At 41.1% G+C, this 24,177-nt stretch carries 26 protein-coding genes; 4 read left to right on the forward strand and 22 right to left on the reverse strand.

Annotated elements, in window-relative coordinates:
• Nucleotides 1-62 precede the first annotated feature (62 nt).
• A complete protein-coding gene (gene katX / locus AC20OE_RS04635; protein WP_371412198.1) occupies nucleotides 63-1,673 on the forward strand; it encodes a catalase KatX in 1,611 nt (536 codons plus the stop codon).
• Between the two features lie 49 nt (nucleotides 1,674-1,722).
• Here katX and wrbA read toward each other — a convergent pair whose 3' ends face one another.
• The 10 genes from wrbA to AC20OE_RS04685 all read right to left on the reverse strand — a co-directional run bounded on the left by wrbA (nucleotide 1,723) and on the right by AC20OE_RS04685 (nucleotide 9,636).
• The gene (gene wrbA / locus AC20OE_RS04640) at nucleotides 1,723-2,337 is read right to left on the reverse strand and encodes an NAD(P)H:quinone oxidoreductase (RefSeq protein WP_034283654.1); all 615 of its coding nucleotides are present in this window, start codon (nucleotides 2,335-2,337) and stop codon (nucleotides 1,723-1,725) included.
• A 72-nt stretch (nucleotides 2,338-2,409) separates the two neighbouring features.
• Nucleotides 2,410-3,018, reverse strand: coding sequence for an alpha/beta hydrolase (locus AC20OE_RS04645; protein ID WP_039182909.1), 609 nt, complete (start codon nucleotides 3,016-3,018; stop codon nucleotides 2,410-2,412).
• Nucleotides 3,015-3,986, reverse strand: a complete 972-nt coding sequence (locus tag AC20OE_RS04650; protein ID WP_039182911.1) for a ring-cleaving dioxygenase — start codon at nucleotides 3,984-3,986, stop codon at nucleotides 3,015-3,017. The genes AC20OE_RS04645 and AC20OE_RS04650 overlap by 4 nt, the downstream gene beginning before the upstream one ends.
• A gap of 192 nt (nucleotides 3,987-4,178) precedes the next feature.
• Nucleotides 4,179-5,696 carry an osmoprotectant update ABC transporter permease/substrate-binding subunit OpuFB gene (gene opuFB, locus AC20OE_RS04655; protein ID WP_099663886.1) on the reverse strand — a complete coding sequence of 506 codons (1,518 nt, stop codon included), beginning with the start codon at nucleotides 5,694-5,696 and terminating at the stop codon, nucleotides 4,179-4,181.
• Entirely contained in the window at nucleotides 5,689-6,654 is a 966-nt protein-coding gene (locus tag AC20OE_RS04660) for an ABC transporter ATP-binding protein (protein WP_487268535.1), read from the reverse strand. The genes opuFB and AC20OE_RS04660 overlap by 8 nt, the downstream gene beginning before the upstream one ends.
• Before the next feature lie 203 nt (nucleotides 6,655-6,857).
• Nucleotides 6,858-7,097, reverse strand: a complete 240-nt coding sequence (gene rpsR, locus AC20OE_RS04665; RefSeq protein WP_008359105.1) for a 30S ribosomal protein S18 — start codon at nucleotides 7,095-7,097, stop codon at nucleotides 6,858-6,860.
• A 40-nt stretch (nucleotides 7,098-7,137) separates the two neighbouring features.
• The gene (gene ssbA, locus AC20OE_RS04670) at nucleotides 7,138-7,680 is read right to left on the reverse strand and encodes a single-stranded DNA-binding protein SsbA (protein WP_007497456.1); all 543 of its coding nucleotides are present in this window, start codon (nucleotides 7,678-7,680) and stop codon (nucleotides 7,138-7,140) included.
• A 36-nt stretch (nucleotides 7,681-7,716) separates the two neighbouring features.
• A complete protein-coding gene (gene rpsF / locus AC20OE_RS04675) occupies nucleotides 7,717-8,004 on the reverse strand; it encodes a 30S ribosomal protein S6 (RefSeq protein ID WP_024424058.1) in 288 nt (95 codons plus the stop codon).
• Between the two features lie 108 nt (nucleotides 8,005-8,112).
• On the reverse strand, nucleotides 8,113-9,213 hold the full coding sequence (gene ychF, locus AC20OE_RS04680; RefSeq protein WP_039182923.1) for a redox-regulated ATPase YchF: 1,101 nt from the start codon (nucleotides 9,211-9,213) through the stop codon (nucleotides 8,113-8,115).
• 216 nt (nucleotides 9,214-9,429) lie between these two features.
• Nucleotides 9,430-9,636 carry a DUF951 domain-containing protein gene (locus AC20OE_RS04685; RefSeq protein WP_059374968.1) on the reverse strand — a complete coding sequence of 69 codons (207 nt, stop codon included), beginning with the start codon at nucleotides 9,634-9,636 and terminating at the stop codon, nucleotides 9,430-9,432.
• A gap of 294 nt (nucleotides 9,637-9,930) precedes the next feature.
• Between AC20OE_RS04685 and AC20OE_RS04690 the strand changes: the two genes are divergently transcribed.
• Both AC20OE_RS04690 and AC20OE_RS04695 read left to right on the forward strand, forming a co-directional pair.
• Nucleotides 9,931-11,250, forward strand: a complete 1,320-nt coding sequence (locus tag AC20OE_RS04690; protein WP_099663891.1) for a hydrolase — start codon at nucleotides 9,931-9,933, stop codon at nucleotides 11,248-11,250.
• A gap of 15 nt (nucleotides 11,251-11,265) precedes the next feature.
• Nucleotides 11,266-11,676: a hypothetical protein gene (locus AC20OE_RS04695; protein WP_039182926.1), complete on the forward strand. Its 411-nt coding sequence runs from the start codon at nucleotides 11,266-11,268 to the stop codon at nucleotides 11,674-11,676.
• A 25-nt stretch (nucleotides 11,677-11,701) separates the two neighbouring features.
• On the opposite strand, the gene AC20OE_RS04700 is transcribed toward AC20OE_RS04695, so the two are convergent.
• Nucleotides 11,702-12,757 (reverse strand): YkvI family membrane protein, encoded by a 1,056-nt coding sequence (locus AC20OE_RS04700; RefSeq protein ID WP_080967203.1) that lies wholly within the window; start codon nucleotides 12,755-12,757, stop codon nucleotides 11,702-11,704.
• A gap of 72 nt (nucleotides 12,758-12,829) precedes the next feature.
• Between AC20OE_RS04700 and yyaC the strand changes: the two genes are divergently transcribed.
• Nucleotides 12,830-13,456 (forward strand): spore protease YyaC, encoded by a 627-nt coding sequence (yyaC, locus tag AC20OE_RS04705; protein WP_058837885.1) that lies wholly within the window; start codon nucleotides 12,830-12,832, stop codon nucleotides 13,454-13,456.
• 25 nt (nucleotides 13,457-13,481) lie between these two features.
• On the opposite strand, the gene AC20OE_RS04710 is transcribed toward yyaC, so the two are convergent.
• The 11 genes from AC20OE_RS04710 to rpmH form a co-directional block, all read right to left on the reverse strand.
• Nucleotides 13,482-14,336: a ParB/RepB/Spo0J family partition protein gene (locus AC20OE_RS04710; RefSeq protein WP_059374963.1), complete on the reverse strand. Its 855-nt coding sequence runs from the start codon at nucleotides 14,334-14,336 to the stop codon at nucleotides 13,482-13,484.
• Nucleotides 14,329-15,090 carry a sporulation initiation inhibitor protein Soj gene (gene soj / locus AC20OE_RS04715; protein WP_008360890.1) on the reverse strand — a complete coding sequence of 254 codons (762 nt, stop codon included), beginning with the start codon at nucleotides 15,088-15,090 and terminating at the stop codon, nucleotides 14,329-14,331. Before soj ends, AC20OE_RS04710 begins: the two co-directional genes overlap by 8 nt.
• Nucleotides 15,091-15,325: 235 nt before the next feature.
• Nucleotides 15,326-16,153, reverse strand: a complete 828-nt coding sequence (locus AC20OE_RS04720) for an orthopoxovirus pf05708 family protein (protein ID WP_059374975.1) — start codon at nucleotides 16,151-16,153, stop codon at nucleotides 15,326-15,328.
• A 127-nt stretch (nucleotides 16,154-16,280) separates the two neighbouring features.
• Entirely contained in the window at nucleotides 16,281-17,156 is an 876-nt protein-coding gene (noc, locus tag AC20OE_RS04725) for a nucleoid occlusion protein (RefSeq protein WP_041089376.1), read from the reverse strand.
• A 105-nt stretch (nucleotides 17,157-17,261) separates the two neighbouring features.
• Nucleotides 17,262-17,981, reverse strand: a complete 720-nt coding sequence (gene rsmG, locus AC20OE_RS04730) for a 16S rRNA (guanine(527)-N(7))-methyltransferase RsmG (protein WP_487268544.1) — start codon at nucleotides 17,979-17,981, stop codon at nucleotides 17,262-17,264.
• Between the two features lie 13 nt (nucleotides 17,982-17,994).
• Entirely contained in the window at nucleotides 17,995-19,881 is a 1,887-nt protein-coding gene (mnmG, locus tag AC20OE_RS04735) for a tRNA uridine-5-carboxymethylaminomethyl(34) synthesis enzyme MnmG (protein WP_039182934.1), read from the reverse strand.
• Nucleotides 19,882-19,898: 17 nt separating this feature from the next.
• The gene (mnmE, locus tag AC20OE_RS04740; RefSeq protein ID WP_487268546.1) at nucleotides 19,899-21,278 is read right to left on the reverse strand and encodes a tRNA uridine-5-carboxymethylaminomethyl(34) synthesis GTPase MnmE; all 1,380 of its coding nucleotides are present in this window, start codon (nucleotides 21,276-21,278) and stop codon (nucleotides 19,899-19,901) included.
• 401 nt (nucleotides 21,279-21,679) lie between these two features.
• Nucleotides 21,680-22,303 carry an RNA-binding cell elongation regulator Jag/EloR gene (gene jag / locus AC20OE_RS04745; RefSeq protein ID WP_039182938.1) on the reverse strand — a complete coding sequence of 208 codons (624 nt, stop codon included), beginning with the start codon at nucleotides 22,301-22,303 and terminating at the stop codon, nucleotides 21,680-21,682.
• Nucleotides 22,300-23,082, reverse strand: a complete 783-nt coding sequence (spoIIIJ, locus tag AC20OE_RS04750) for a YidC family membrane integrase SpoIIIJ (protein ID WP_087976621.1) — start codon at nucleotides 23,080-23,082, stop codon at nucleotides 22,300-22,302. The genes jag and spoIIIJ overlap by 4 nt, the downstream gene beginning before the upstream one ends.
• 158 nt (nucleotides 23,083-23,240) lie before the next feature.
• Nucleotides 23,241-23,600 carry a ribonuclease P protein component gene (rnpA, locus tag AC20OE_RS04755; protein ID WP_008360906.1) on the reverse strand — a complete coding sequence of 120 codons (360 nt, stop codon included), beginning with the start codon at nucleotides 23,598-23,600 and terminating at the stop codon, nucleotides 23,241-23,243.
• 78 nt (nucleotides 23,601-23,678) lie between these two features.
• A complete protein-coding gene (rpmH, locus tag AC20OE_RS04760) occupies nucleotides 23,679-23,813 on the reverse strand; it encodes a 50S ribosomal protein L34 (RefSeq protein WP_073208224.1) in 135 nt (44 codons plus the stop codon).
• Nucleotides 23,814-24,177: the final 364 nt, after the last annotated feature.

Below are 24,177 nucleotides of genomic sequence, written 5' to 3' on the forward strand. Positions count from 1 at the left end.
TTTCAATCATTATATCAATCCTTGTATGAAATAGGGAGCAGCATGACCATATTGTTAAGGAGATATTGAAGGAGGGATTTGAATTGAAAGAAGATCAACAGCCTAAACCATCTTCAGAGTCAGAAGAAACCTTAACGAATCGGCAAGGTCATCCCGTCACAGACAATCAAAATATGAGAACTGTTGGGAATAGAGGACCCACTACGCTTGAAAACTACGATTTCCTAGAGAAAATCAGTCATTTTGATCGTGAACGCATCCCTGAACGTGTTGTGCATGCACGCGGTGCCGGAGCTCACGGTTATTTTGAAGCCTATGGCACATTTGGCGATGAACCGATCTCCACCTATACGAGAGCGAAATTGTTTCAGGAGAAAGGGAAAAAGACGCCTGTTTTCGTTCGTTTTTCTTCTGTTATTCACGGCGGTCATTCGCCTGAAACATTACGCGATCCAAGAGGGTTTGCGATTAAATTTTATACAGAGGAAGGCAACTGGGATCTCGTGGGGAACAACCTGAAAATTTTCTTTATCCGAGATGCTTTAAAATTCCCTGATTTGGTTCATGCCTTTAAGCCAGACCCCGTCACCAATCGTCAGGACGGCGAGCGTATCTTTGATTTTGTCTCACAATCACCTGAAGCGACGCATATGGTGACATTTCTCTTTTCACCGTGGGGCATCCCAGCAACATACCGGCATATGCAAGGCTCAGGTGTCCATGCGTACAAATGGGTGAATCATGAAGGAAAAGCGGTGCTGGTTAAATATCATTTTGAACCGAAACAAGGCATTCGCAATCTGACCCAAGAACAGGCGCAAGCGATTCAGGGAGAAAATTTTAACCATGCCACACAGGATTTATATGAAGCCATTGAGCAAGGAGATTATCCTGAATGGGAGGTATATGCACAGATCATGGAAGATGATGCCCACCCTCACCTCGACTTTGATCCGCTTGATCCGACAAAGCTTTGGTACAAGGATGACTATCCATGGAAACCAATCGGACGGATGGTATTAAACAAAAATCCTGAAAACTATTTCGCAGAAGTCGAGCAGGTTGCCTTTGGGACTGGTGTACTCGTAGATGGTTTGGATTTCTCAGATGATAAATTGCTTCAAGGCCGTACCTTCTCCTACTCTGACACGCAGCGATATCGTGTAGGACCAAACTATTTACAGCTGCCGATCAATGCACCGAAAAAGCATGTCGCCACCAATCAGAGAGACGGCCAAATGGAGTACCATGTCGATCAAGGCAAAGGGCAAAATCCCCATGTGAATTATGAACCATCGATCCTCAGGGGATTAAAAGAAGCCAAACAGGACGGAAAGGATCATACCCCTTTTGTAGAGGGTGAAGTCAAACGAGAAGCCATTGACCGCCCAAACAACTTCGGACAAGCGGGAGAAACATATCGCCGTTTTAATGATTGGGAGCGAGAGGAACTGATTAAGAACTTAGTCAACACCCTTGCGACATGTCAAAAGGACATTCAAGACCAAATGATCGAAAACTTTACAAAAGCAGACCCTGATTACGGAAAGCGTGTCGCTGACGGTTTAAAAGCCTTTAAACAAGAGCAGCCAAGCGGACCTATCGGCTCTACCGGCGCTGCTCAAGCCGTGGACGAAGCCATCAACAACAGCACACCATCAGATCCTTATTAATGAAAAAAAGAATGCAGCGGCGAGGCTGCATTCTTTTTGTATACTTCTATTAAGCGTTTTGACCTTTTTTGATCCATTCTGCCACATTCACTGTACGTTTTGCCTGATGTTTCACAGCTGCTTCTGCATCCTCTTGGATTTTTCCATTTTGGTCAACAGTCACACTCACACCGTAAGGGTTGCCCCCTGCACCGTATAAGGAATCATCTGTGTATCCTGGAGCGGCAATAATTGCTCCCCAGTGGAACATTGTCGTATAAAGGCTGAGAACCGTCTGCTCCTGTCCGCCATTTGCATTTTGAGCTGAAGTCATCGCACTGACTGCTTTGTTTGCCAATTTACCTTGGAACCACAAGCCGCCTGTCGTATCTAAGAACTGCTTCATTTGAGCTGGCAGGTTACCGAAACGTGTCGGCATGCTAAAGATAATGGCATCTGCCCACTCTAAATCACTTAATTGAACCTCTGGCACATCCTTTGTTTCGTCTAAATGTGCTTTCCATGCTGGATTTGAAGCTACAACTGCTTCTGGTGCCAATTCAGCAACCTTTAATACTTTAACTTCTGCGCCTGCTTCTTTTGCTCCAGCTTCAGCCCATTTCGCCATCTGATAGTTTGTACCTGTTGAACTATAATAAATAATCGCTAATTTTACGTTTTCCATTTGATCCATCTCCTTTTGTTTGTTTTGCCCAAAAAGCTTCTGTAAAAATCCCACCTGTATTCCCCACCTTATTTAAAATTGACGACGATACCATAAAGCCGCAGCATCGACTTCTTCTCTCGTTAACTGATGTCCGCGATTTTCCCAATGAAGTGTAACCGATGCGCCTGCACCCTGCAGCAATTGCTCCAGCTCCTGCGATTCCTCTGGACGGCACATTGGGTCATTTTCACCAGCTGCTATAAAGACTTGTTTCCCCGCTAATGAAGGCAATGAAACCCCGCGTCTTGGAACCATTGGATGATGCAGGATGGCTCCTTTTAAAGCATCCCCATAATGGAATAACAAGCTTCCAGCAATGTTTGCCCCATTGGAATATCCGATAGCCACCACATTGTGACGATCAAACCCATATTCATCGGCTGCTTCTCCGATAAATGTATACAGCTCCTCTGTACGAGCAATCAAATCCTGCTCATCAAATACGCCCTCTGCCAAACGTCTGAAAAACCGCGGCATGCCGTTTTCTAATACATTCCCTCTCACACTAAGAACAGATGCGTCAGGATCTACTATCTGTGCAAGCGGCAATAAATCTTCTTCCGTCCCACCAGTTCCATGCAGTAATAATAGGACAGGTCTTTGTTCATTCTTTCCTTTTCGAAAAAGATGCTTCATCATGAATCTCCTTTCCCTTTAACTTCTCTCACTTCAATTGGCAGTACAATTTGTTCAATCTGACTGCGCTGCGCCTCATATTGCGGTGGCAGTTTCAATGCTTCACCCATTGTTTCCACTGATTCGTCATGTGCAAACCCTGGAGGATCAGTGGCAATCTCAAATAATATGCCCCCAAGTTCTCTAAAATAAATGGCATTGAAGTAATTTCGGTCTTGCACAGGTGTCACTTGATACCCGCTTTGTGCAATATGTCTTTGCCAATCTAATTGGTCCTGATCATCTGTTGCTCTCCATGCAATATGGTGTACAACTCCAACACCCATACGTCCTCGTGGAACAGGTGTGATGTTCACATCAATGACATTGCCTATTTCGCCAAACGAACGGAATCTCACATAGTCTCCTTCTGCTCCGACTCTTTCAAGTCCCATCGTTTGCTCTAGCAGCTGCATTGTTTGTTCCGGCTGCGAAGTTAATAAAACAGCTCCGCCAAATCCTTTAATCGCTACATCTGGTGTGACACCGTTAAATGTCCACTCGTTTTGCTTTCCTTCCGCACGCTCTACTAGCTCAATCAATAAGCCATGTGGATCTTCAAATGAGAGAAAAGCTTCACCAAAACGTTCAACCATTTCATAAGAAACATTAAACTGCTCAAGACGATCCTTCCAAAAAGAGAAAGCGCCTGTCGGTACGACATATGTCGTCACGCCCACTTGCCCTGCACCAATTTGACCTTTTTGTGCTCCCGGCCAAGGGAAAAATGTAATAATGGTCCCTGGAGATCCGCCTTCATTTCCGAAATATAAATGGTATGTGCCTGGATCATCAAAATTCACGGTCTTCTTCACGAGACGAAGCCCTAAAACACCTGCATAAAAATCAACGTTCTCCTGAGGGTGACCTACAATAGCTGTAATATGATGAATTCCTTCTGTTTTTTTCACTTCTAATGACCTCCTAATCATGAAGTAATAAACCTCTATTCATTATGTCTTTACTGACGTCTTTATATTATCTCGAATTCGAGATATTAGATCAAAAAAATATATTTATCTCGAATTAAGGATATGATGTTTTTAAGTAAATGTCAATGATTTTTGTTTTTTCTTTTAAAAAAGCAGAGCTGCTTTGCCATAAACAGCCCTGCTTTTCCTTGATTATTGCAGCAATTTTTTCTTTTTTAAAAAGGCTTTCGCTACCTGAAATGCATCCTTCCCCTTCACATTGACTTCATAATTCATTTCTCTCATCTCATCGTCTGTGATTTGCCCCGCAAGTTTATTGAGAGAGGTCTCAATCTCAGGGAATTCAGTTAATGTCTCCTGCCTGAGCAGCGGTGCTCCTTGATATGGCGGGAAAACATGCTGATCATCATCAAGCACCTTTAATTTGTATTGTCTCAATTCACTATCTGTCGAATACGCATCGACCAAATTGATATCTCCTTTCCGAATCGCTCGATAACGAAGCTTTGGCTCCATCGTCACGACATCATCAAAGGAAAATTGATAGGCTTTTTGAATGCCTCGATACCCATCCTGACGATCAGAAAACTCTAAGGTGAATCCAGCTTTTATACGGTTTTTGATCTTACCTAGATCTGAAATGTTGGACACCTTATATTGATCAGCCAGTGACTGCGGCACGGCTAAAGCATACGTATTGTTGTATGCCATGGGCTCAAGAAGGCGGAGCTGAAAGGATGATTCCAATCCACGCCGAGCTTGCTCATACACTTTTACTTTATCTGTGCTTTTTGCTGTTTCCTTGAGGAATTCAGAAATCGCTGTACCCGTAAACTCAGGATAAATGTCGATATCACCAGAGCGTAAAGCCTGAAAAACAAAGGACGTCTTACCAAGACCAGGCTTCAGGTTCACTTGAATATCTGTATCCTGTTCAATTAAAAGCTTATACATCGAGATCAAAATCTCAGGCTCTGAACCTAACTTTCCGCCAATGGTGATTTCTTTCTTTTCTTGCTGAAACAGCACGGGGGAAGCGACAACTGCTCCAGCAATCAGAGCAAAAACAGTCACAGAGATCACCGTCTTTTTAAAGGAAATCTTCTCAAAGGTTCGCAGCACCACATCAAATAAGAGTGCGAGTAAAGCAGCTGGTATCGCACCAATGACAATGAGCGACATATCATTTCGATCAATTCCCAGCAGGATTAAGCTTCCTAATCCCCCAGCCCCGATCAGTGCGGCCAGAGTGGCCGTTCCCACAATGAGAACCATCCCGGTTCGGATACCCGCCATGATCACTGGCATCGCAAGAGGGAGCTCCACCTTTAATAACCGTTTGCGATGATTCATCCCCATAGCAAGCGCCGCTTCTCTCAGGGAAGGATCAACCTCCTGAATGCCTGTATATGTATTTCTTAAAATAGGGAGTAAGGCATAGACCACAAGCGCAATAATGGCAGGCACTTGCCCAATCCCCACGAGAGGAATCAGCAAGCCAAGCAGTGCGAGCGACGGAATTGTTTGCAAGACAGCCGTCACCCCGATGACCCACTCCGCTAGCTTTGGAACCCTCGTTAAATAGATACCTAATGGAATGGCAATCAAAATCGCCAAAAATAAAGCAATAAAAGAAATTTGAATATGCTCAAGTAAGGCGTGTCCCAATTGTTCTTTTCGTTCCCATAACACACGAGTCCAATCATTCATGTGAATCGCCCCTCTCTCTAGGAGAATCAGCTAAAAACTGAATCACTGCTTGACGGTTCACTAGTCCTATCCGATCTCCATTCTTTTCAACAGCCAATTCCTCGTGCCTTGCCAATTGAGATAAGACTTCATCCAGTGTGGCATGTGCTGAGACCGCCTCATAGGATAAAAGAGCTTCGTGAGTCATCGGTTGCGCCAAGGTTTCCAGCTCATATGCTTGATGTCCTACATGATGGGCAGCCCCTGAGACAAACTCCTGTACAAAGGCATTGGCTGGTTGCTGAACCAATTCCTCAGGACGTCCGATCTGCACTACTTTTCCTTCATTCATCACACAAATTCGATCACCCAGCTTCATAGCTTCCTGCATATCATGCGTCACAAAAACAATGGTTTTTTGAATACGGCGCTGCAAATCAAGCAGATCATCCTGCAATTTCTCCCTCGTTAGTGGATCTAACGCACTAAAAGGTTCATCCATCAGGACAATCTCAGGATCAGCTGCAAGTGCACGTGCCACACCGACACGCTGCTGCTGCCCACCAGAAAGCTCTGCTGGCTTTCGATGACGATACATAGCAGGATCAAGCCCGACCATCAACATGAGTTCATCGACACGCTGATTGGTCTCATTCCGGCTCCATTGTTTAAGCTCTGGCACCACAGCAATATTTTCTTCTATGGTCATATGAGGAAAAAGCGCAATTTGCTGCAAAACATAACCGATATCCCAGCGCAGCTCATACATATCATATTCACTTATTTTTTGACCTTTTATGTAAATCTCACCTTCTGTTGAAGAAATGAGACGATTGATCATTTTCAATGTCGTCGTTTTCCCGCTGCCACTAGGTCCAATCAATACAAAAAACTCACCTTGCTGAATCTCCAAATCAACAGATTGAACGGCATAGCGCTCATCAGAAAATTGCATCGATACCTTTTTAAATTCAATCATCTTCCCACGCCCTGACTGCAATTATTTTCTAGACTACCAATATGACAGATCAACCTCATATTTGTATAGAATAAACTGTCACTTTTACATACTTCCCCTCGGTTGACTGCCAAAAACAGTTCTAGCAAAAATAGATGAGATTCTTAGTGAGACAAATAAAAAAAGCGAAGAGCTCGGGGCTCTCCGCTTTTTAAGTCAACGACTTACTCACCAGTAACGTATGGAAGTAATGCCATTTGACGTGATCTTTTGATCGCTAATGTCAATTTACGTTGATACTTAGCGCTAGTTCCTGTTACACGACGAGGTAAAATTTTACCACGCTCAGAAACAAACTTTCTAAGAAGATCAACATCTTTGTAATCGATGTGCGTGATACCGTTAGAAGTAAAGAAACATACTTTACGACGTTTCGCACGACCGCCTCTGCGTCCACCTGCCATTTGTTTTCACACCTTTCATTTAGTCATTTTTTCAGATCAATTAGAATGGCAAATCATCATCGGAGATGTCAATCGGTTTACCATCGTTCGCAAATGGGTCATCATTGAAGCTATTTCCCTGATTACGATTTTGGTTGTTTTGATTGCCATATGGATTTTGACTTGGTTCATTTCCAAATGGATTCTGATCGTTTTGGCTGCCGCCATAATACTGGCCTCCGCTATTGCCACCGCCGCTGTATCCACCTGAACCAGCACCGCCGCTCTTAGGCTCAAGAAATTGAACACTTTCAGCTTGAACTTCTGTCACGAAGACACGCTGTCCTTGCTGATTTTCATAGTTTCTTGTCTGCAAACGACCGTCTACACCGGCAAGACTTCCTTTTTTCAAGAAATTAGCCACGTTCTCGGCTTGTCTTCTCCAAGTAACACAGTTAATGAAATCGGCTTCACGCTCTCCAGATTGATTCGTAAACGTACGATTCACAGCTAGAGTAAACGTGGCTACAGCCGCACCATTAGGCGTGTAGCGAAGCTCAGGGTCTTTTGTTAGTCTTCCGACCAATACAACACGGTTTAGCATATTGAAAGACCACCTTTAAATATATATTTCAATGATTTATACTTCTTCTTTAACAACAATGTGGCGAATGATATCGTCACTGATCTTAGCTAAGCGGTCAAATTCTTGAACTGCTGCAGCGTCAGATTGAACGTTTACGATTTGGTAGAAACCGTCACGGAAATCGTTGATTTCGTATGCAAGACGACGTTTACCCCAATCCTTTGTTCCAGTGATCTCCGCACCGTTAGAAGTTAACACGTTATTGAAACGCTCGATAACTGCTTTTTTAGCCTCATCGTCAACTGTTGGGCGGATGATGTACATAACTTCGTACTTTCTCATCTGATTGCACCTCCTTTTGGTCTAAGCGGCCCTAAACGGGCAAGGAGCAATAAATTATATTACTCACAATTGTATATTATAACAAATCACTTGGCCTATGACAAGAACCTATACGTTAAAACGGAAATGAATGACGTCTCCATCTTTCACTACATATTCTTTACCTTCTAGACGAACTTTTCCTGCTTCTTTAGCAGCAGACATGCTTCCGCCAGCTAGTAAATCCTCATACGCAACCGTTTCAGCACGAATAAATCCACGCTCGAAGTCTGTGTGGATGATTCCAGCACATTCTGGCGCTTTCATTCCTTTTTTAAATGTCCAAGCACGTACCTCTTGCTCACCTGCTGTAAAATACGTAGCTAATCCTAGAAGAGAATAAGATGCTCTAATTAGCTGATCAAGCCCTGACTCATTAATACCAAGCTCTTCAAGGAACATTTGCTTCTCTTCTCCTTCAAGCTCTGCAATTTCAGACTCGATCTTCGCACAAACGACGATGACTTCAGCGTTTTCACCAGCAGCAAACTCACGGATTTGCTGCACATATTCGTTGCCGTCATGATCTGCTACTTCATCCTCACTCACGTTTGCTACATAAAGAACTGGTTTAGATGTGAGTAAATGAAGCTGTTTCACAAGCTTTTGCTGCTCATCTGTAAATTCTACAGATCTTGCCGATTTCCCAGCTTCAAACGCGGTCATTAGCTTCGACAAAATCTCAAATTCAGCTACTGCTTCCTTGTCCTTTTGTTTTGCAAGCTTGCTCACACGAGCTAAACGCTTTTCAACTGTTTCTAAATCAGCCAAAATCAATTCGAGATTAATTGTTTCAATATCTGCAACAGGATCAACCTTACCAGCTACGTGTGTAATGTTATCGTCTGCAAAAGCTCTAACCACGTGACAAATCGCATCTACTTGACGAATATGAGAAAGGAATTTATTCCCTAAACCTTCACCTTTAGATGCACCTTTGACAATACCCGCAATATCAGTGAATTCGAAAGCAGTGGGAACTGTCTTTTTCGGCTGCACCAATTCTGTTAGCTTTTGTAAACGCTCGTCTGGAACTTCTACAATTCCGACGTTTGGATCAATGGTACAAAACGGATAGTTAGCAGACTCCGCTCCAGCCTGTGTAATTGCATTAAATAGCGTTGACTTCCCGACGTTAGGTAAGCCAACAATACCAGCTGTTAAAGCCATTCTTTCATCTCCTCTATATCAAACGTGCTCGTTATACTGCGTAATATGAACCTAGAGCAATTATAAGTAGGTTTACATGAAAAGACAAGCTAACCATCATGCATTTTCAATAGAAGAAACATCGTCAAAAAGAATAAATCAATGCTTCAAAACGGAAAATTGCACCTGGCTTTGCTGTAGAAAAGACAAATTTAATAAAAAAAGCATGAGGCCTACTTAAACAGTTGGCTCCTCATGCTTGACGAGAATTTTCTTCATTTTTCGTTCAAAATCTCTTCTTGGGATCATCACGCTGTGTCCGCAGCCTTCACATTTAATACGGATATCCATGCCCAAACGAATGACCTTCCACCGATTGGCACCACATGGATGGGGCTTTTTCATTTCAACAACATCATGTAACCCAAATGCTTTGTCTGCCATCAGCCTTCACCTCTCCTGCTCACTTCATTGCATCTATTGTACAAAAAAACGGCGATGGAGGGCAATGCACAAAACAAAGAGTCTCTTTCAATCGTTCATCCTATTCTTTTTTAAAGAAAAAACCCTTCTTTTAGATCATTTTATTTGTGACCAATAGTTACTTAAACTCCGCTTTTTTTCAATATTGTCACAAACACTGTAGGTCAAAAGGTTTTTATTGGTAGAACGCAGTGGTTTTTCCATATTTTTTGATTTATGATATCTGCATAAATGTTATGTGAGGGAGCAGGTACGATGGTCAATCGAAAGGATAGATTAACTGATAAAGAATATAAAATCATATCCGATCATGCTGGAAATATCGACAATTACCAGCAGCACCATACGATAGAAATAGGTCAGCAAACACTCACTGTCCACGATTTTCTAAAAATCGATCAAAAATTATATGGTTTAACGATGCAGCCGGAACAATCAGACGAATTCATCGTCGCTTTTCACTGTCCGCTGCCACATCAAATGACGGTGACATCTAAGCAAGATGTACACAACGCTGCACAGTCATTGCTCAAAACAGATTATGCCTATCCAATTGAAAGAAAGTCCCTTGACAGTAATCAAGAACATGTCTTTTTTAAAGGGAAGGAATACATAGAGAAAGTCTGTCAGACGCATCCGAATGCAGGTATCCATCTCACTGGACAAGCACTTGCCGGTGCTGTTTGTGCTTATGTTGCAACAGAACAGCCAGCTGTCAAAAAAGCCGTCACTTTTGACAGCCCAAATATATGGAGCAGTCTATCGCCTTCGATTCAGCAAAAGGCGCAGCAAGGTCAATATACACGCATGTTGACTGAATATATTCAGCCTAATCATTACGTCGGTTTACTCAATCGCCATGATCAAGGGGTTGGACAAGTCAAGTACACCGTCCCGCCACGGCAGCAAGACTCAGTCCAAGAATCCGTTAAATACAAAAAAAGAGAAATAGACACCTTTTTAAAATCAGCTTTTGCATCTATGAATATAGAATGGAACGAATCCTTTGATACAAATGCTTTTTTAGCTCTCATTTCAGGAGAATTCAAAGCAAATGGATATTCATTCCATCCGAATGGATCTGCCCGTATTTTAGATGAACAGCTTGATCATAATACAAGTTTTACAGCCATGCTGCTGCAAGAAATTCATTCTGGACGTGCATATGCACAAAGCGGACTTGAAATTATCATAAAATCCCATTTACTGAAAAATTCATCCTATGATCTGAAAAGTATTATTGAACATGAAGTTCATACTGTATTTGAGAAAATCGATGGAATTGATGAAAGCGTAAAAGACGCCGTTCATCATGTAAAACAAGAGCTCAAAGGACTCGTCGGCTTTGGCCACTATGATTTATTAAGTCATAGTGATGTGGAAGCACTCGTAGAGGAAGTGAGAATGGAACAGACCCATTCCTCCTTTTATTCACACGAAAAACAACTGAATGCCTTGTACACCCTGAGAGATTACGAACAAGAGCTTTCTACCCTTTCAAGACATATGTACACAATGGGTGATGACTACGCCAAGGCAGATAGACGCCTTGCGGTGCAAATGGGTATTCATTAAGAAAGGAGTCATCGCATGATCAATCAAAATAAACCTCCTAGTGACGCCCAGCGTTTCTTGCAAAATGTGAGTGCCCGCCGCTCCATGTCTGTATTTGAAAATCAATCGGCACCACACACACAAACACAGTCTCCTGAAGAAATTGCCGCCATTCAGGCCATGCGCAGAGAAGGACAGCGTAAGGATTTAAAACGGCTGCTCAAAATGCGGCTGCACGACGAATTAGCAAATACACGCGTGCACTTGGAGTATCAGTTGGCTAAAACAGAAGACATGATAAACCAGACGACCATTGTCAAACAACACATTTCCCAGCATTTAAAGGGACAGGCCATTTCTGAATTAGAGGATCGCCTCCAGCGTCTTAAACAAATGCCTGTCTACGATGACATCAAAGAAGCTATTGATTCAATTCAGATCAAATAAGCACAGCTCTTAAAAAGAGAGGTGCTTATTTTATTTTATCAATATAATTTTTAGGGCGAGAAAATATCTTTTTACTTAAAATCGGATACAGCATTAAACAGACGAGCAAATAAAGATTCAACAAACTATAAATTGGATACAAGAAAGCAATCAAATCAGCAAAGCCAAGAGATGTTAAAGGTGCCATCAAAAGAAGCATTACCAATACAACCAGCCAGCGGGGCATTCGTACAAAAGAAAGCATCCGGCTGGATAATCCAAATAAACCTGCTGCCGTCGTCGTATAAATGGCTAGACAAAGGACAACCGTCATAAACACAAACAAAGACGCCGGCGCCCCTTCTAATACTGTAAACAAAGGAATTCCCTCTGCTGAAAGGCTTCCAGAAATATCAACTAGTATTTCGTTATACACATACGAGATGACACCAAAAATGAGACCGCTTAATATACTCGCCACTTTGGCTTCCCCAAGCCCCTTCATTTCTTTCCCAACCGAAGACAGCACTGCCACAACGGATAATATATTCAAAGAAGCAAAGACAATGCTGGCAGGCCAATTGTACTGCTGTCCAAAATCAATCCGCCACATATGATCATGGTTCATATAATAAAAAACAAACGCATAGATGAGCCCTGCCACCAAAATTGGTATAATGAAAGCATTCACAGATAAAAGCCCTTTCACATCCCAGAAAAAAATCATAAACGAAAACAAACAGAACGCGCCGATGCCAATCCAAAAAGGCACATGATACATCTCAAGAGTCACCCCGCCGCCGGCAATCATGACCGTCGTTGTCGTGAATAAATAAAGAACAATTAACACGTCATACACCTTAGCCAGCCATGGACCGACAAGCCGCTCCAGCACTGGCACAAAGTGATCGGCACGCACCTCATAACTGATTTTTAACACCACATAGGTAGACAGCATAAACATCAATGTAAACAGTAGAATGGCTAGTCCGCTATCAATGCCAAAAAACTGCCAAATTTCCTGGCCGGAAGCATATCCCGCTCCTATTAAGCTTCCTAAAATTAAAAGCGTCCACCTTGAACCAGCCTTCCACACAATCATCACCTCATAGGTATAGAATTAAGCTTGTTTCCGTATACTGTTACTAACTACTATGACAAGGAAGTGAGACCTATGAATAGCAAGAACGGTCTTTTTTTTAGAAATAGGGTGAAAGAATACGTGTCCCATACGGATACAAATGCCATTCAACAGCTTAAAAGTATTTTATTCTCGCATCTTCAGAAAGCAGGAAAAAGACCCGTTGCCATCGTTTGTATTGGAACAGACCGCTCAACTGGCGACTCTCTAGGTCCACTTGTTGGTACAAAGCTTTCAGGTCTGAATTTGAAAAAGCTTCATGTATATGGAACACTCTCTGATCCAGTGCATGCAGTCAATTTAAAAGAAAAACTCGCTGAAATTGAACAAGCTCATAAACACCCGTTTATTGTAGCGGTTGATGCCTGCTTAGGAAGAGTGAAAAGTGTCGGTTCCTTCCAAATTGGAGATGGACCGTTAAAGCCCGGGGCTGGTGTGCAAAAAGAACTGCCAGAGGTAGGAGATATTCATATTAATGGAATCGTCAATGTGAGTGGTTTCATGGAATACTTCGTTCTCCAAAACACACGTCTTCATCTTGTCATGTCTATGGCCAATACACTTTCTGAAAGTCTATCTCACATTGACCAAATGGATTGGACGAGAGAAAAAAGCAGGTCTCTCTTCACACCTATTCAAAATATCACTGGGCGAATATAAAAAAGACCATCCTGTATCAAGATGGTCACTCTGATGATTCCCTCGTAGAAAGCAATTCAAGGATTCTTTCTAAATCTTCATTGGAGAGAAATTCAATCTCAATTTTCCCTTTTTTCTTTTGTTTCTTGATCGTCACGGAAGTACCAAAGTAGTTTTGTAAGAAAGACTCTCTTTCTTTCAACACTCGATCCTTTGGTGCTTCTTTTTTCTTTGTTTCACGTGGAACATTTTCGTTTAACTGCTGCACAAGTTTCTCAACCTGGCGTACGTTTAATCCCTCATCCACGATTTTCTTTACTAAAGGCGCCAGCTTATTTTTGTTTTTTAAGCTAAGCAATGTCCGGCCATGTCCCATTGATAACGTTCCATTTTCAATCAGCTTTTGTATGTCATCCGGTAAAGTCAACAGACGGAGATGGTTCGCAATATGCGGTCTGCTTTTCCCTAATCGCTTCGCTAATTCCTCTTGCGTCACACTTAGATGATCCAGCAAGGAAGCATACGCTTCGGCTTCCTCTAGTGGAGATAGATCCTCGCGCTGCAGGTTTTCTAAAAGGGCAATTTCTCTCATCAGCGTTTCTGAAAACTCTCGAACGATCGCAGGAATTGTTGTCAGACCAGCTTGTTGTGCCGCGCGAAAACGGCGCTCCCCTGCTACAATGTCATATCCTTTAATCGATTTACGAACAATGATTGGCTGTAAAACACCGTGCTGCTGAATCGATTCTTTCAGATTAGACAACGCATCATCATCAAACGTTTTCCTTGGCTGATACGGATTCGGGCGCAAATCCTTTAGTTTGATTTCTTCAACCGTTTCTTCATTTGAGTCTACGTTGTTAAATAGTGCATTAATACCCTTTCCAAGACCTTTAGCCATTCGCATCCACTTCCTTTGCTAAGTCTAAATAGACATCTGCACCTCTTGAACGTGGATCATACAAGATAATCGGCTTTCCATGACTTGGCGCTTCACTCAGTCTCACATTTCTAGGAATCACGGTTTGATAGACTTTATCTCTAAAGTACTTCTTCACTTCTTCAATAACCTGAATCCCAAGATTTGTTCTGGCATCAAGCATTGTCAGTAAGACACCTTCAATGGCTAGATCGGTATTTAAATGTTTCTGCACGAGACGAACTGTGTTTAACAATTGGCTCAATCCTTCAAGCGCATAATATTCGCACTGAACTGGTATTAAAACGGAATCAGAGGCAGTTAACGCATTAATCGTCAGTAGTCCAAGTGATGGCGGGCAGTCAATAATCATATAATCATAATTCTGCTTAACAGATTCAAGTGCTCTCTTCAGCCTCACTTCACGTGAGATTGTAGGCACAAGCTCTATTTCAGCCCCTGCAAGCTGTATCGTCGCAGGAATGACATCAAGATTCTCGACCTCTGTCGTCTTAATCACATCAAGAACATCTGCATCATCAACTAAAATATCGTACACACACTTCTCTACGTCGGCCTTCTCAATCCCAATACCACTCGTGGCATTGCCCTGCGGATCAATATCAACTAACAACACTCGTTTGCCTATGTATGCTAAACACGCACCCAAATTAACAGAAGTTGTCGTCTTCCCGACGCCGCCCTTCTGGTTGGTAATCGCTATGATTTTTCCCACGATGTCACCCACTTTCAACTTAACAAGTTTCTCATTCATTCATACTTCCTATTCTATCAAAAAAAGTATGAAACGTTTGCTTTTTTTGTTTCCCTATTATAAATTCGTCGGTGAATGTGCCTTTTCGTACATAAAAGGATGAATGAAAACACACCCAAAAAGTATATTGATATAGCTTTTTCAAGAAATAGACATGCTCAAAACCCTCACTTTCATCAAAAGTGAGGGTCACATGTCAAAAGTTTAATTCACCTATTTTACGGCCTTCACTCACAATGACCTTAGGAGTTACTGTTTTATAGCTTTTCTTTTTTAAAAATCCGTAGGGTGTCTTAATGGTAAAGGCCGCATGTCCCAATGCGTCCCCTGTTTTGCCATAGGCCTGCCACACAATCTTTGAACAATAAGTCGGATCCAGTGATTGAATGGACATGGTGATCGAGTAGCGAGCCTTCGGATGACCTTTCACATAATCGTGTGCCCATTCTCCTGCTAAATCTGCCTTTTCCTCTTGATTAATCCGAATTACCTTTGTATTGGCACTATAGCGAAACCAGTTATGAATGGAATCTAGTTGCGGATGCTGCCGTAACCCTGGAATAGAAGCATAGCTTTTCTCATTAATGACGATACCTGCATGTCCAACCAACCCCTTCACAGCATCAGTGGTTGTCACCAAAATATCTCCTCTTTTAGGGATAATATCGGTACCAGGATACGGCTTTCCTAAGAGGAGCTTGAGAGTGTGCGGCTTTTCATCTGTCACCAGCTCATCCTGCTTATTTTGTCGTAATCCATAGTTCTTCAAATCATCGTCAGCTGTAATCAAGTCGATCGAATCGTCGGAAGACGCATAGTCTTGATTGAATTGCTGTACAGTCACATCTTTAGAAACTGCACCTTGCTCCTTCAGAACGTTCAATTCTTCGTTGGTCATCAAACTTTCATCCGCATGATGAGCCGTTGGCGATTTCACAGCGTATATTGTCGCTTCATTTGAAAAAAGAGAAAAAGATAATAGTAAATAACAAATAATGGCGAAAGTAGTCTTCTTCATTTTCATCAAGTAGTTGTCACCTCCTTTACACTTCTAAAATCATATTTTACCAATTTATAAATATAATGTATATTGAATGTGTGCTAGAAATAAGACAAAAAAAAGCTGACGAGTGGCGCTCATCAGCTTTTTTCTATTTAGGGATTCGAATTGTTAATTGGATATATTCCTCAAACTCTTCTTCCTCGGTATTTATCTTAAGTCCGCTGTCTTCCACCATGTGGAGAGACTGACGAATAGTATTCATCGCAATTCGTGTATCACGACTAAACGCCTTACGTTTTGGCTTCGGTTTGCGATCTGTTTTTTGTTCAAGCATCTTCACTACACGCTCTTCAGTCTGTTTCACATTCAACTGCTTTTCGATGATTTCCTGCAATAGCGCGATTTGTAATTCTGGAAGCTTTAGGGGCACAAGTGAACGTGCATGTCTTTCAGAGATTTTTTTCTCTAAAATGGCTTGTTGTACCTCTTCAGGCAACTTTAAAAGTCTTAATTTGTTTGCAACAGTTGATTGTCCCTTGCCTAAACGCTGAGCAAGCGCCTCTTGTGTTAAATCATGGAGCTCTAAAAGACGTGCATAAGCATGAGCCTCCTCAATAGCAGACAGCTCTTCTCTTTGCAAATTTTCAATCAATGCCACAGATGCCGTTTCCGTATCAGTAAAATCTTTTATAATAGCGGGGATTTTCTCCCATTGAAGAGTCTGTACCGCTCTCCAACGTCTTTCGCCGGCGATCAGTTCATATTTTCCTTCTTCTTCTGTTGGTCTAACAACAATCGGTTGGATAATGCCATGGGTATGAATCGTCGTGGCCAGCTCTTGTATCTTTTCTTCTGAAAAAATGGTGCGTGGCTGAAAACGGTTTGGCATAATTGTGTTGACCGGGAGCTCCTGTATCTCTTCCTTTAATGTATCATGCTCAGCAATCTCTGCCTCTATTTCGGTTTCACGCTCAGGATGTTCTTTGTCACCAAGCCCGAAGAAGCGTGAGAGTGAATGCTTCATGAACCTACACCACCTTTAAAAACTACCTTTTTATAATTCTATTTTCTCATGTTTTTTCCTTCTGTAAAATCATAAATATTGAAGAAAAACCGACCTTTTACATGATCAACCTTCTATTGGTGATTTATTAGGTGTTCCTGGTTTTCTAGGATATTTTTTTGGTGTTTGCTTTTTCTTTTCAATGACAATGATGTTCCGTTCGCTTTCTTCTAAAGGCAGAACAAAGGAATGCTTCTCAACAACCTCTCCTCCGAGGACTGTGACGGCTTTTTTCCCTGCTTGCATTTCTTCGTTAGCGGCAGATGCTTTTAAGGCAACAAACAATCCTTCCTTTTTCACTAGAGGCAGACAAAGTTCGCTCAAGACAGATAAACGTGCAACTGCTCTAGCAGTGACAAGATCATAGCTTTCACGCTTTTCCTTACGTTGTCCAAACGTTTCCGCACGATCATGATAAAAAGTAGTATCTTGTAAGTTTAATCCTTTTGCTAACTCATTGAGAAACGTAATTCGTTTCTGAAGAGAATCAACAATGGTCACATGTAGATGAGGGAAACAAATTTTAAGAGGAATGCTTGGAAAACCAGCACCAGCTCCAATATCACAAATCGTCGTCACTTTGTGAAAATCAATAAAAAATGCCGCTGATATTGAATCATAAAAATGCTTTAAATACACTTCTTCCTTTTCAGTAATGGACGTTAAATTCATTTTCTCGTTCCATTCTACAAGCATGCGGAAGTAGGTTTCAAATTGTTCAAGCTGCACAGGAGAAAGAGTGATCCCTTTCTCCTCTAGTGCCGCTGTAAATTGTTCAATGTTCATGCCGACATCCTTTCTATTCTGCTATCTTCGCAATACGCCCCTGCTCTAAATATACTAAAAGGATAGAAATATCAGCAGGGTTAACGCCTGAAATACGAGAAGCCTGTGCAACAGAAAGCGGTCGGACTTCTTTCAGCTTTTGTTTCGCTTCAGTTGCAATTCCTTTGATGGCGTCATAATCAATTCGATCAGGAATCTTTTTGTTCTCCATCTTTTTCAGTTTTTCAACTTGCTGGAGTGACTTTTCAATATAACCTTCGTATTTAATTTGAATCTCTACCTGCTCACACACATCAGAAGGAAGCGGTGTTTCAGCAGGAGCTAATTTCACAACAGATTCATAGTTCATTTCTGGACGCTTCATCAAATCGCTTGCACGAATACCGTCCTTCAGCTCACTTCCTCCGAGTGAACGAATAAATTCTTGAGTCTCTGCTGTTGGTTTAATGATGACAGAATATAAACGTTTTTTCTCTGCTTCGATGGCTTCTTTTTTCTGCTGGAATGACTGGAATCTTTCTTCAGAAATTAATCCAATTTGATACCCAAGTTCAGTTAATCTTAAATCAGCATTGTCATGACGTAGAAGTAGACGATACTCAGCACGTGATGTCAAGAGACGGTACGGTTCATTTGTTCCTTTTGTGACAAGGTCATCGATGAGAACACCGATATATGCATCAGATCGGCTTAAAATGACTTCTTCTTTACCTAATGCTTTTCTTCCTGCATTAATACCTGCCATAATCCCTTGACCTGCTGCTTCCTCATAACCGGACGTACCATTAATTTGGCCGGCTGTATATAATCCAGAAATTTTCTTCGTCTCAAGTGTAGGCCACAATTGAGTAGGTACAATCGCATCATACTCGATGGCATAACCCGCTCTCATCATTTGTACATTCTCGAGTCCTGGGATGGTTGAAAGCATGCGCTGCTGTACATCCTCAGGAAGACTTGTAGACAATCCTTGAACATAAACTTCCTGTGTATTACGACCTTCTGGCTCTAAGAAAATTTGATGTCTCGGTTTATCATTGAAACGCACCACTTTATCTTCGATGGACGGGCAGTATCTAGGGCCAGTTCCTTTAATCATACCTGAATACATTGGAGAACGGTGTAGATTCTCATCAATTATTTGATGAGTCTCTAAACTCGTGTATGTTAGCCAGCATGGCAGCTGGTCAGTAATATATTCAACCGTTTCATAGGAGAATGCCCGCGGGACATCATCACCTGGTTGAATTTCTGTTTTACTATAGTCAATCGAGTGACTATTCACTCGAGGAGGTGTTCCTGTTTTAAAGCGAACCAAATCGAATCCTAGTTCTGCTAAATGATCCGATAATTTAATGGAAGGCTGCTGGTTATTTGGACCGCTTGAATACGAAAGGTCTCCTAAAATAATGCGGCCTTTTAAGAAAGTCCCTGTTGTTAATACAACAGACTTCGCACGATAGTTCGCCCCTGTTTGAGTAACAACACCTTTACATTCATCATCTTCTACAATTAAATGATCTACCATACCTTGCAACATTGTCAGGTTTGGTTCATTTTCCATTGTTTTTTTCATTTCATGCTGATATTGGAACTTATCTGCTTGCGCTCTTAACGCACGGACAGCAGGTCCTTTCCCCGTATTCAGCATGCGCATTTGAATATGCGTCTTATCTATATTTCGTGCCATTTCTCCGCCTAGAGCATCAATTTCTCTGACGACAATCCCTTTTGCGGGGCCGCCTACGGACGGATTACATGGCATAAAAGCAACCATATCGAGGTTGATAGTCAATACAAGTGTTTTGGCGCCCTGTCTTGCAGATGCAAGAGCAGCCTCAACTCCAGCATGACCGGCACCCACGACGATTACGTCATAATTGCCAGCTTCATAACCCATTTCTTATGTTCCTCCCTTTACTTTCCTAAACAGAATTGAGAGAATAACTGATCAATCAAGCTTTCATGAACAGCATCCCCAATAATTTCACCCAGCTGTTCCCAGCAGCGTGTTAAATCTATTTGAACTATGTCGATCGGTACGTCCATTTCAATTCCTTCAAGAGCATCCTCAATGGATTGTTTTGCTGCCTGAAGGAGCGCAATATGCCTTGTGTTACTTACATACGTTAAATCTCCACTTTCAATTGAACCCGTGAAGAATAGTGATTGAATCGCAATTTCAAGCTCATCAATCCCCTTTTCTTGTAATAATGATGTCGTAACCACCGGACGATCCTTCGTTAACTGCTTGACCTTTTCAATATCAAGCTTAGGCTCAAGATCTGTCTTATTCACGATCACGATGATATCCATGCCTGAGACGGCCTCAAATAATTTGATATCCTCTTCTGATAATTCCTCGCTATAATTGAGCACAAGTAAAATCAGGTCAGCTTCTTTTAAGACCTGTCTTGATCGTTCAACCCCTATACGCTCAACAATGTCCTCCGTCTCACGTATACCCGCAGTATCGACTAAACGAAGCGGTACACCTCTAACATTTACATATTCCTCAATGACATCTCTCGTTGTTCCAGGAATATCCGTTACAATCGCTTTTGTTTCCTGTACAAGACTATTCAACAAGGAAGACTTCCCAACATTCGGTCTTCCAATAATGACAGTGGATAAGCCCTCGCGAAGTATTTTCCCCTGTTGAGACGTCGTTAGCAGTGACTCAATTTCCTTTTTCACTGATGTTGCCTTTTCAACTAAGACACGATGCGTCATTTCTTCAACATCGTCATACTCAGGATAGTCAATATTGACTTCAACATGGGCCAAAGTTTCCAATATCTCGCCGCGCAGTCGTTTAATCAAACCGGAGAGGCGTCCCTCCATTTGAGTAATCGCTACATTCATCGCACGATCTGTCTTTGCGCGAATCAAATCCATTACCGCTTCAGCCTGTGAAAGATCAATTCTTCCATTTAAGAAAGCTCGTTTTGTAAACTCACCTGGCTCCGCTAATCTTGCTCCTTCTCTTAAAGCAAGCTGCAATACTTTATTGACCGTTACAATTCCGCCATGGCAGTTAATCTCAATAACGTCTTCTCTCGTAAATGTTTTTGGCGCTCTTAATACTGACACCATGACCTCTTCTATTACTTGCTCAGTGCTAGAATCCACAATATGACCATAATGAATCGTATGAGAATCCACCGATACAAGTTTTTTCTCCTTAGGACCTTTATACATCCGATCAGCAATCTGTACCGCATCCGGCCCGCTTAAACGAATAATCGCAATTGCTCCTTCACCCATCGGCGTAGAAATTGCTGCAATTGTATCCATCACTCATTCACCTCTTTCTCTACTGAATAAACAGTCTGTTATCTATTAAATGGACAATGTCCATCTCTATATCAAAAACGCTTAATCCAAAATTTAAAGATACCATAAATGAAAGCGAAGTGAAAGTATCCCATATCTAATTATCCACAGCTTTGCATCTTATCTATTTTAACACTTAACTTATCCACATGTGAATAACGACGTTTGAAACTTGTCTTCACATCTTACACCTAAATCCAATAAATTTAAACGCCCTGACCCCTTTACTTACTTGTTAAAATGGCGTTTTACACTCATATCTCACACTTAATTTTTAAAAATAAAGGATGAATCATCTATAAAAAGCAATTTTTCAATAAAAAAAGACTAAAATCCAGCTTTGCTGAATCTTAGCCTTTCTGCTATTTTTTATACAACACCACAACATGACGCTTGCTGCCTGTATCTTCAGATGCCGTTGCAAGTTCTTTAGAGAATGCAGCAATCGCATCATGGACAATTTTTCGTTCATTCGAAGGCATTGGTTCTAAATGAACCTTTCTCTTCGTTTTTAAAACCCGATTTGCTGTTTTGACGGCATATTGTTCAAGTGCTTCTTGTCGTTTCTTCCTATAATCGCCAATATCAATTGTTATATGATGATACTGATCAGAATAACGATTAAACACTAGCTGTACCAACGTTTCTAAAGAGTACAATGTTTGGCCTCTTTTTCCAATCATTAATGACGTTTTATCTCCATCAATGTGGAAAGAAATCTTTTTCGGTTCCTGTTTGGAAATAATCTTTGCTTTAGGATCAATAGACTTAACAATTTTATCTAAATACTGTGTAGCTAATTTAAGTGCATTTATCTTTTCTACTAACTTGACCACAGCTTGTCTTTTACCAAATAATCCTAAAAACCCTTTATTTCCTTCATCTACTATTGTGATTTCTACTTCTTCTTGTAGTAGCTGAATTTGTTTAAGTCCGGAATCTACTGCTTCTTCGATAGTACGACCGACAGCAGTTATTTCCTTCATTTTTTATTCCCGCCAGCTTTTTCTTTTGTATCTACTTTTACTTGAGGTGTTTTAATCACCAATGTTTGAATGATCATGAAAATGTTACCTACAACCCAGTACAATGAAAGTGCTGCTGGGAAACTAATTGCAAACACAACGATCATAATCGGCATCACCCATAACATGATAGCCATTTGAGGGTTGTCCGAAGGATTTCCAGCCATCATCAGCTTTTGCTGAATGAAAGTAGCTACACCCGCAATAATCGGTAATAGGAACAATGGATCTGGGCTGCCTAAGTCAAACCATAAGAATGTATGCTTTTTAATTTCTGCTGTTCTCATAATTGCATGATAGAAACCAATAAGGATTGGCATTTGAATTAAAATTGGGAAACAGCCTGCTAACGGATTGACGCCATTTTTTTGAAAAAGGGCCATTGTTTCCTGCTGAAGCTGCTGCTGTGTTTTTTGATCTTTAGAGCTATATTTTTCACGAAGCTTTTTCAATTCAGGCTGTAATGCTTGCATCGCTTTTGTACTTCTTAACTGTTTAATCATTAATGGTAAAATAAGCAAGCGAATTAGCAGTGTCACAATAATAATCGCTACACCATAGTTTTCACCAGTTAAGTTTGCCATGTACGTGATTAATTGAGATAGTGGGTAAACAATATAAGAATTCCAGAATCCCTTACTATCTGATGTAATTGGTTCATTGATCTGTGTACATCCTGCCAATAAAACCAATACGCCAATCAAGCTAAATATTAGTAATAATCGCCTTTTCAACAAGATTCCTCCCATTACTTCAAACTTTATTTAAGTTGGAATTGATTAAGAAAGTGACTCACCTAATCAGTATGGTAACATTTTTTCTTTGCAAAGTGGTGGTTACATTTTAATTCACTAGATGAAGGAAGCGCTTTTAAAAATTGATTCAACGAAAGTTTCTATTACGAAGACTTTTTCGGTTGTTGTTGATAAACAGCGGATTTTCTAAATAAATGTTGGAGAGACTTCTTTGTTTCTTCAAAGGTCAATTCACTCGCTGGTTTTCGTGCAATGACTATGTAGTCTTTTTCTTGCTTTAACTTATGACCTTCCTCTAAAAACACCTGACGGATCAGTCGTTTAATTCGGTTTCTTATCACTGCATTACCAATCTTCTTACTGACGGACAATCCTAAACGCAGTTCATCTTGATTTGGCTGATCCAGCTGGTAAATAACGAATTGGCGATTTGCCATTGATTGACCTTTTTTGAACACCTTTTGAAACTCTTCATTTTTTTTTAGCCTGTTTCGCTTCTTCATGTTTTCTTCCACTCCGATAAAAACTGACAGTTCATTTACGATTTTATGTAAAAAAGACCACTGACATTATTCAGTGGCCTAAGCTGATAATTTTTTTCTACCTTTGCTGCGGCGTCGCTTTAAAACTAGACGTCCGTTTTTAGTACTCATACGGCTGCGGAAGCCATGAACTTTACTACGCTTACGGTTATTTGGTTGAAACGTTCTTTTCATTTATGACACCTCCCTGAGGAATAGCTGTTTAAGACAGTCTAACTCATTATATTTGTGTAACCCATCGATTGTCAATATCAATGATAAAACTCTTATTATCAACCTTATAAGCATAACATAAGTTATCAAACGAAGAAACCTTCTTTTTTAGTTTCCAGCATTTTATTCTTTTTTTCCTCCTAAAAGACCTTCAAAACATGGATGTGGATATTTTTCCGGCATATTTAGACTATCCACACCCATTATCGACATTTTTTTCACACAAATAACCGATGTGGATAATTATTTTTCAACAGGATGTAAAGTGTGTGGATAAGTTTGTGACACCCATTGCACCATCTTGTTTATTTTGATATTATATTTG

This window comes from Bacillus sp. SRI_025, from assembly GCF_057592095.1.

Excerpts from the sequence above, each read along its gene's own strand:
- mnmE (WP_487268546.1), bottom strand. The coding sequence starts at position 21,278 with ATGGATACAATTGCAGCAATTTCTACGCCGATGGGTGAAGGAGCAATT.
- AC20OE_RS04645 (WP_039182909.1), bottom strand. The coding sequence starts at position 3,018 with ATGATGAAGCATCTTTTTCGAAAAGGAAAGAATGAACAAAGACCTGTC.
- wrbA (WP_034283654.1), bottom strand. The coding sequence starts at position 2,337 with ATGGAAAACGTAAAATTAGCGATTATTTATTATAGTTCAACAGGTACA.
- rnpA (WP_008360906.1), bottom strand. The coding sequence starts at position 23,600 with ATGAAGAAGCGAAACAGGCTAAAAAAAAATGAAGAGTTTCAAAAGGTG.
- yyaC (WP_058837885.1), top strand. The coding sequence starts at position 12,830 with ATGAATAGCAAGAACGGTCTTTTTTTTAGAAATAGGGTGAAAGAATAC.
- noc (WP_041089376.1), bottom strand. The coding sequence starts at position 17,156 with ATGAAGCATTCACTCTCACGCTTCTTCGGGCTTGGTGACAAAGAACAT.
- AC20OE_RS04660 (WP_487268535.1), bottom strand. The coding sequence starts at position 6,654 with ATGATTGAATTTAAAAAGGTATCGATGCAATTTTCTGATGAGCGCTAT.
- rsmG (WP_487268544.1), bottom strand. The coding sequence starts at position 17,981 with ATGAACATTGAACAATTTACAGCGGCACTAGAGGAGAAAGGGATCACT.
- ssbA (WP_007497456.1), bottom strand. The coding sequence starts at position 7,680 with ATGCTAAACCGTGTTGTATTGGTCGGAAGACTAACAAAAGACCCTGAG.
- AC20OE_RS04650 (WP_039182911.1), bottom strand. The coding sequence starts at position 3,986 with ATGATTAGGAGGTCATTAGAAGTGAAAAAAACAGAAGGAATTCATCAT.
- AC20OE_RS04720 (WP_059374975.1), bottom strand. The coding sequence starts at position 16,153 with ATGAAAATGAAGAAGACTACTTTCGCCATTATTTGTTATTTACTATTA.
- jag (WP_039182938.1), bottom strand. The coding sequence starts at position 22,303 with ATGAAGGAAATAACTGCTGTCGGTCGTACTATCGAAGAAGCAGTAGAT.
- rpsF (WP_024424058.1), bottom strand. The coding sequence starts at position 8,004 with ATGAGAAAGTACGAAGTTATGTACATCATCCGCCCAACAGTTGACGAT.
- mnmG (WP_039182934.1), bottom strand. The coding sequence starts at position 19,881 with ATGGGTTATGAAGCTGGCAATTATGACGTAATCGTCGTGGGTGCCGGT.
- rpsR (WP_008359105.1), bottom strand. The coding sequence starts at position 7,097 with ATGGCAGGTGGACGCAGAGGCGGTCGTGCGAAACGTCGTAAAGTATGT.
- ychF (WP_039182923.1), bottom strand. The coding sequence starts at position 9,213 with ATGGCTTTAACAGCTGGTATTGTTGGCTTACCTAACGTCGGGAAGTCA.
- rpmH (WP_073208224.1), bottom strand. The coding sequence starts at position 23,813 with ATGAAAAGAACGTTTCAACCAAATAACCGTAAGCGTAGTAAAGTTCAT.
- AC20OE_RS04685 (WP_059374968.1), bottom strand. The coding sequence starts at position 9,636 with ATGGCAGACAAAGCATTTGGGTTACATGATGTTGTTGAAATGAAAAAG.
- AC20OE_RS04695 (WP_039182926.1), top strand. The coding sequence starts at position 11,266 with ATGATCAATCAAAATAAACCTCCTAGTGACGCCCAGCGTTTCTTGCAA.
- opuFB (WP_099663886.1), bottom strand. The coding sequence starts at position 5,696 with ATGAATGATTGGACTCGTGTGTTATGGGAACGAAAAGAACAATTGGGA.
- AC20OE_RS04690 (WP_099663891.1), top strand. The coding sequence starts at position 9,931 with ATGGTCAATCGAAAGGATAGATTAACTGATAAAGAATATAAAATCATA.
- AC20OE_RS04700 (WP_080967203.1), bottom strand. The coding sequence starts at position 12,757 with ATGATTGTGTGGAAGGCTGGTTCAAGGTGGACGCTTTTAATTTTAGGA.
- AC20OE_RS04710 (WP_059374963.1), bottom strand. The coding sequence starts at position 14,336 with ATGGCTAAAGGTCTTGGAAAGGGTATTAATGCACTATTTAACAACGTA.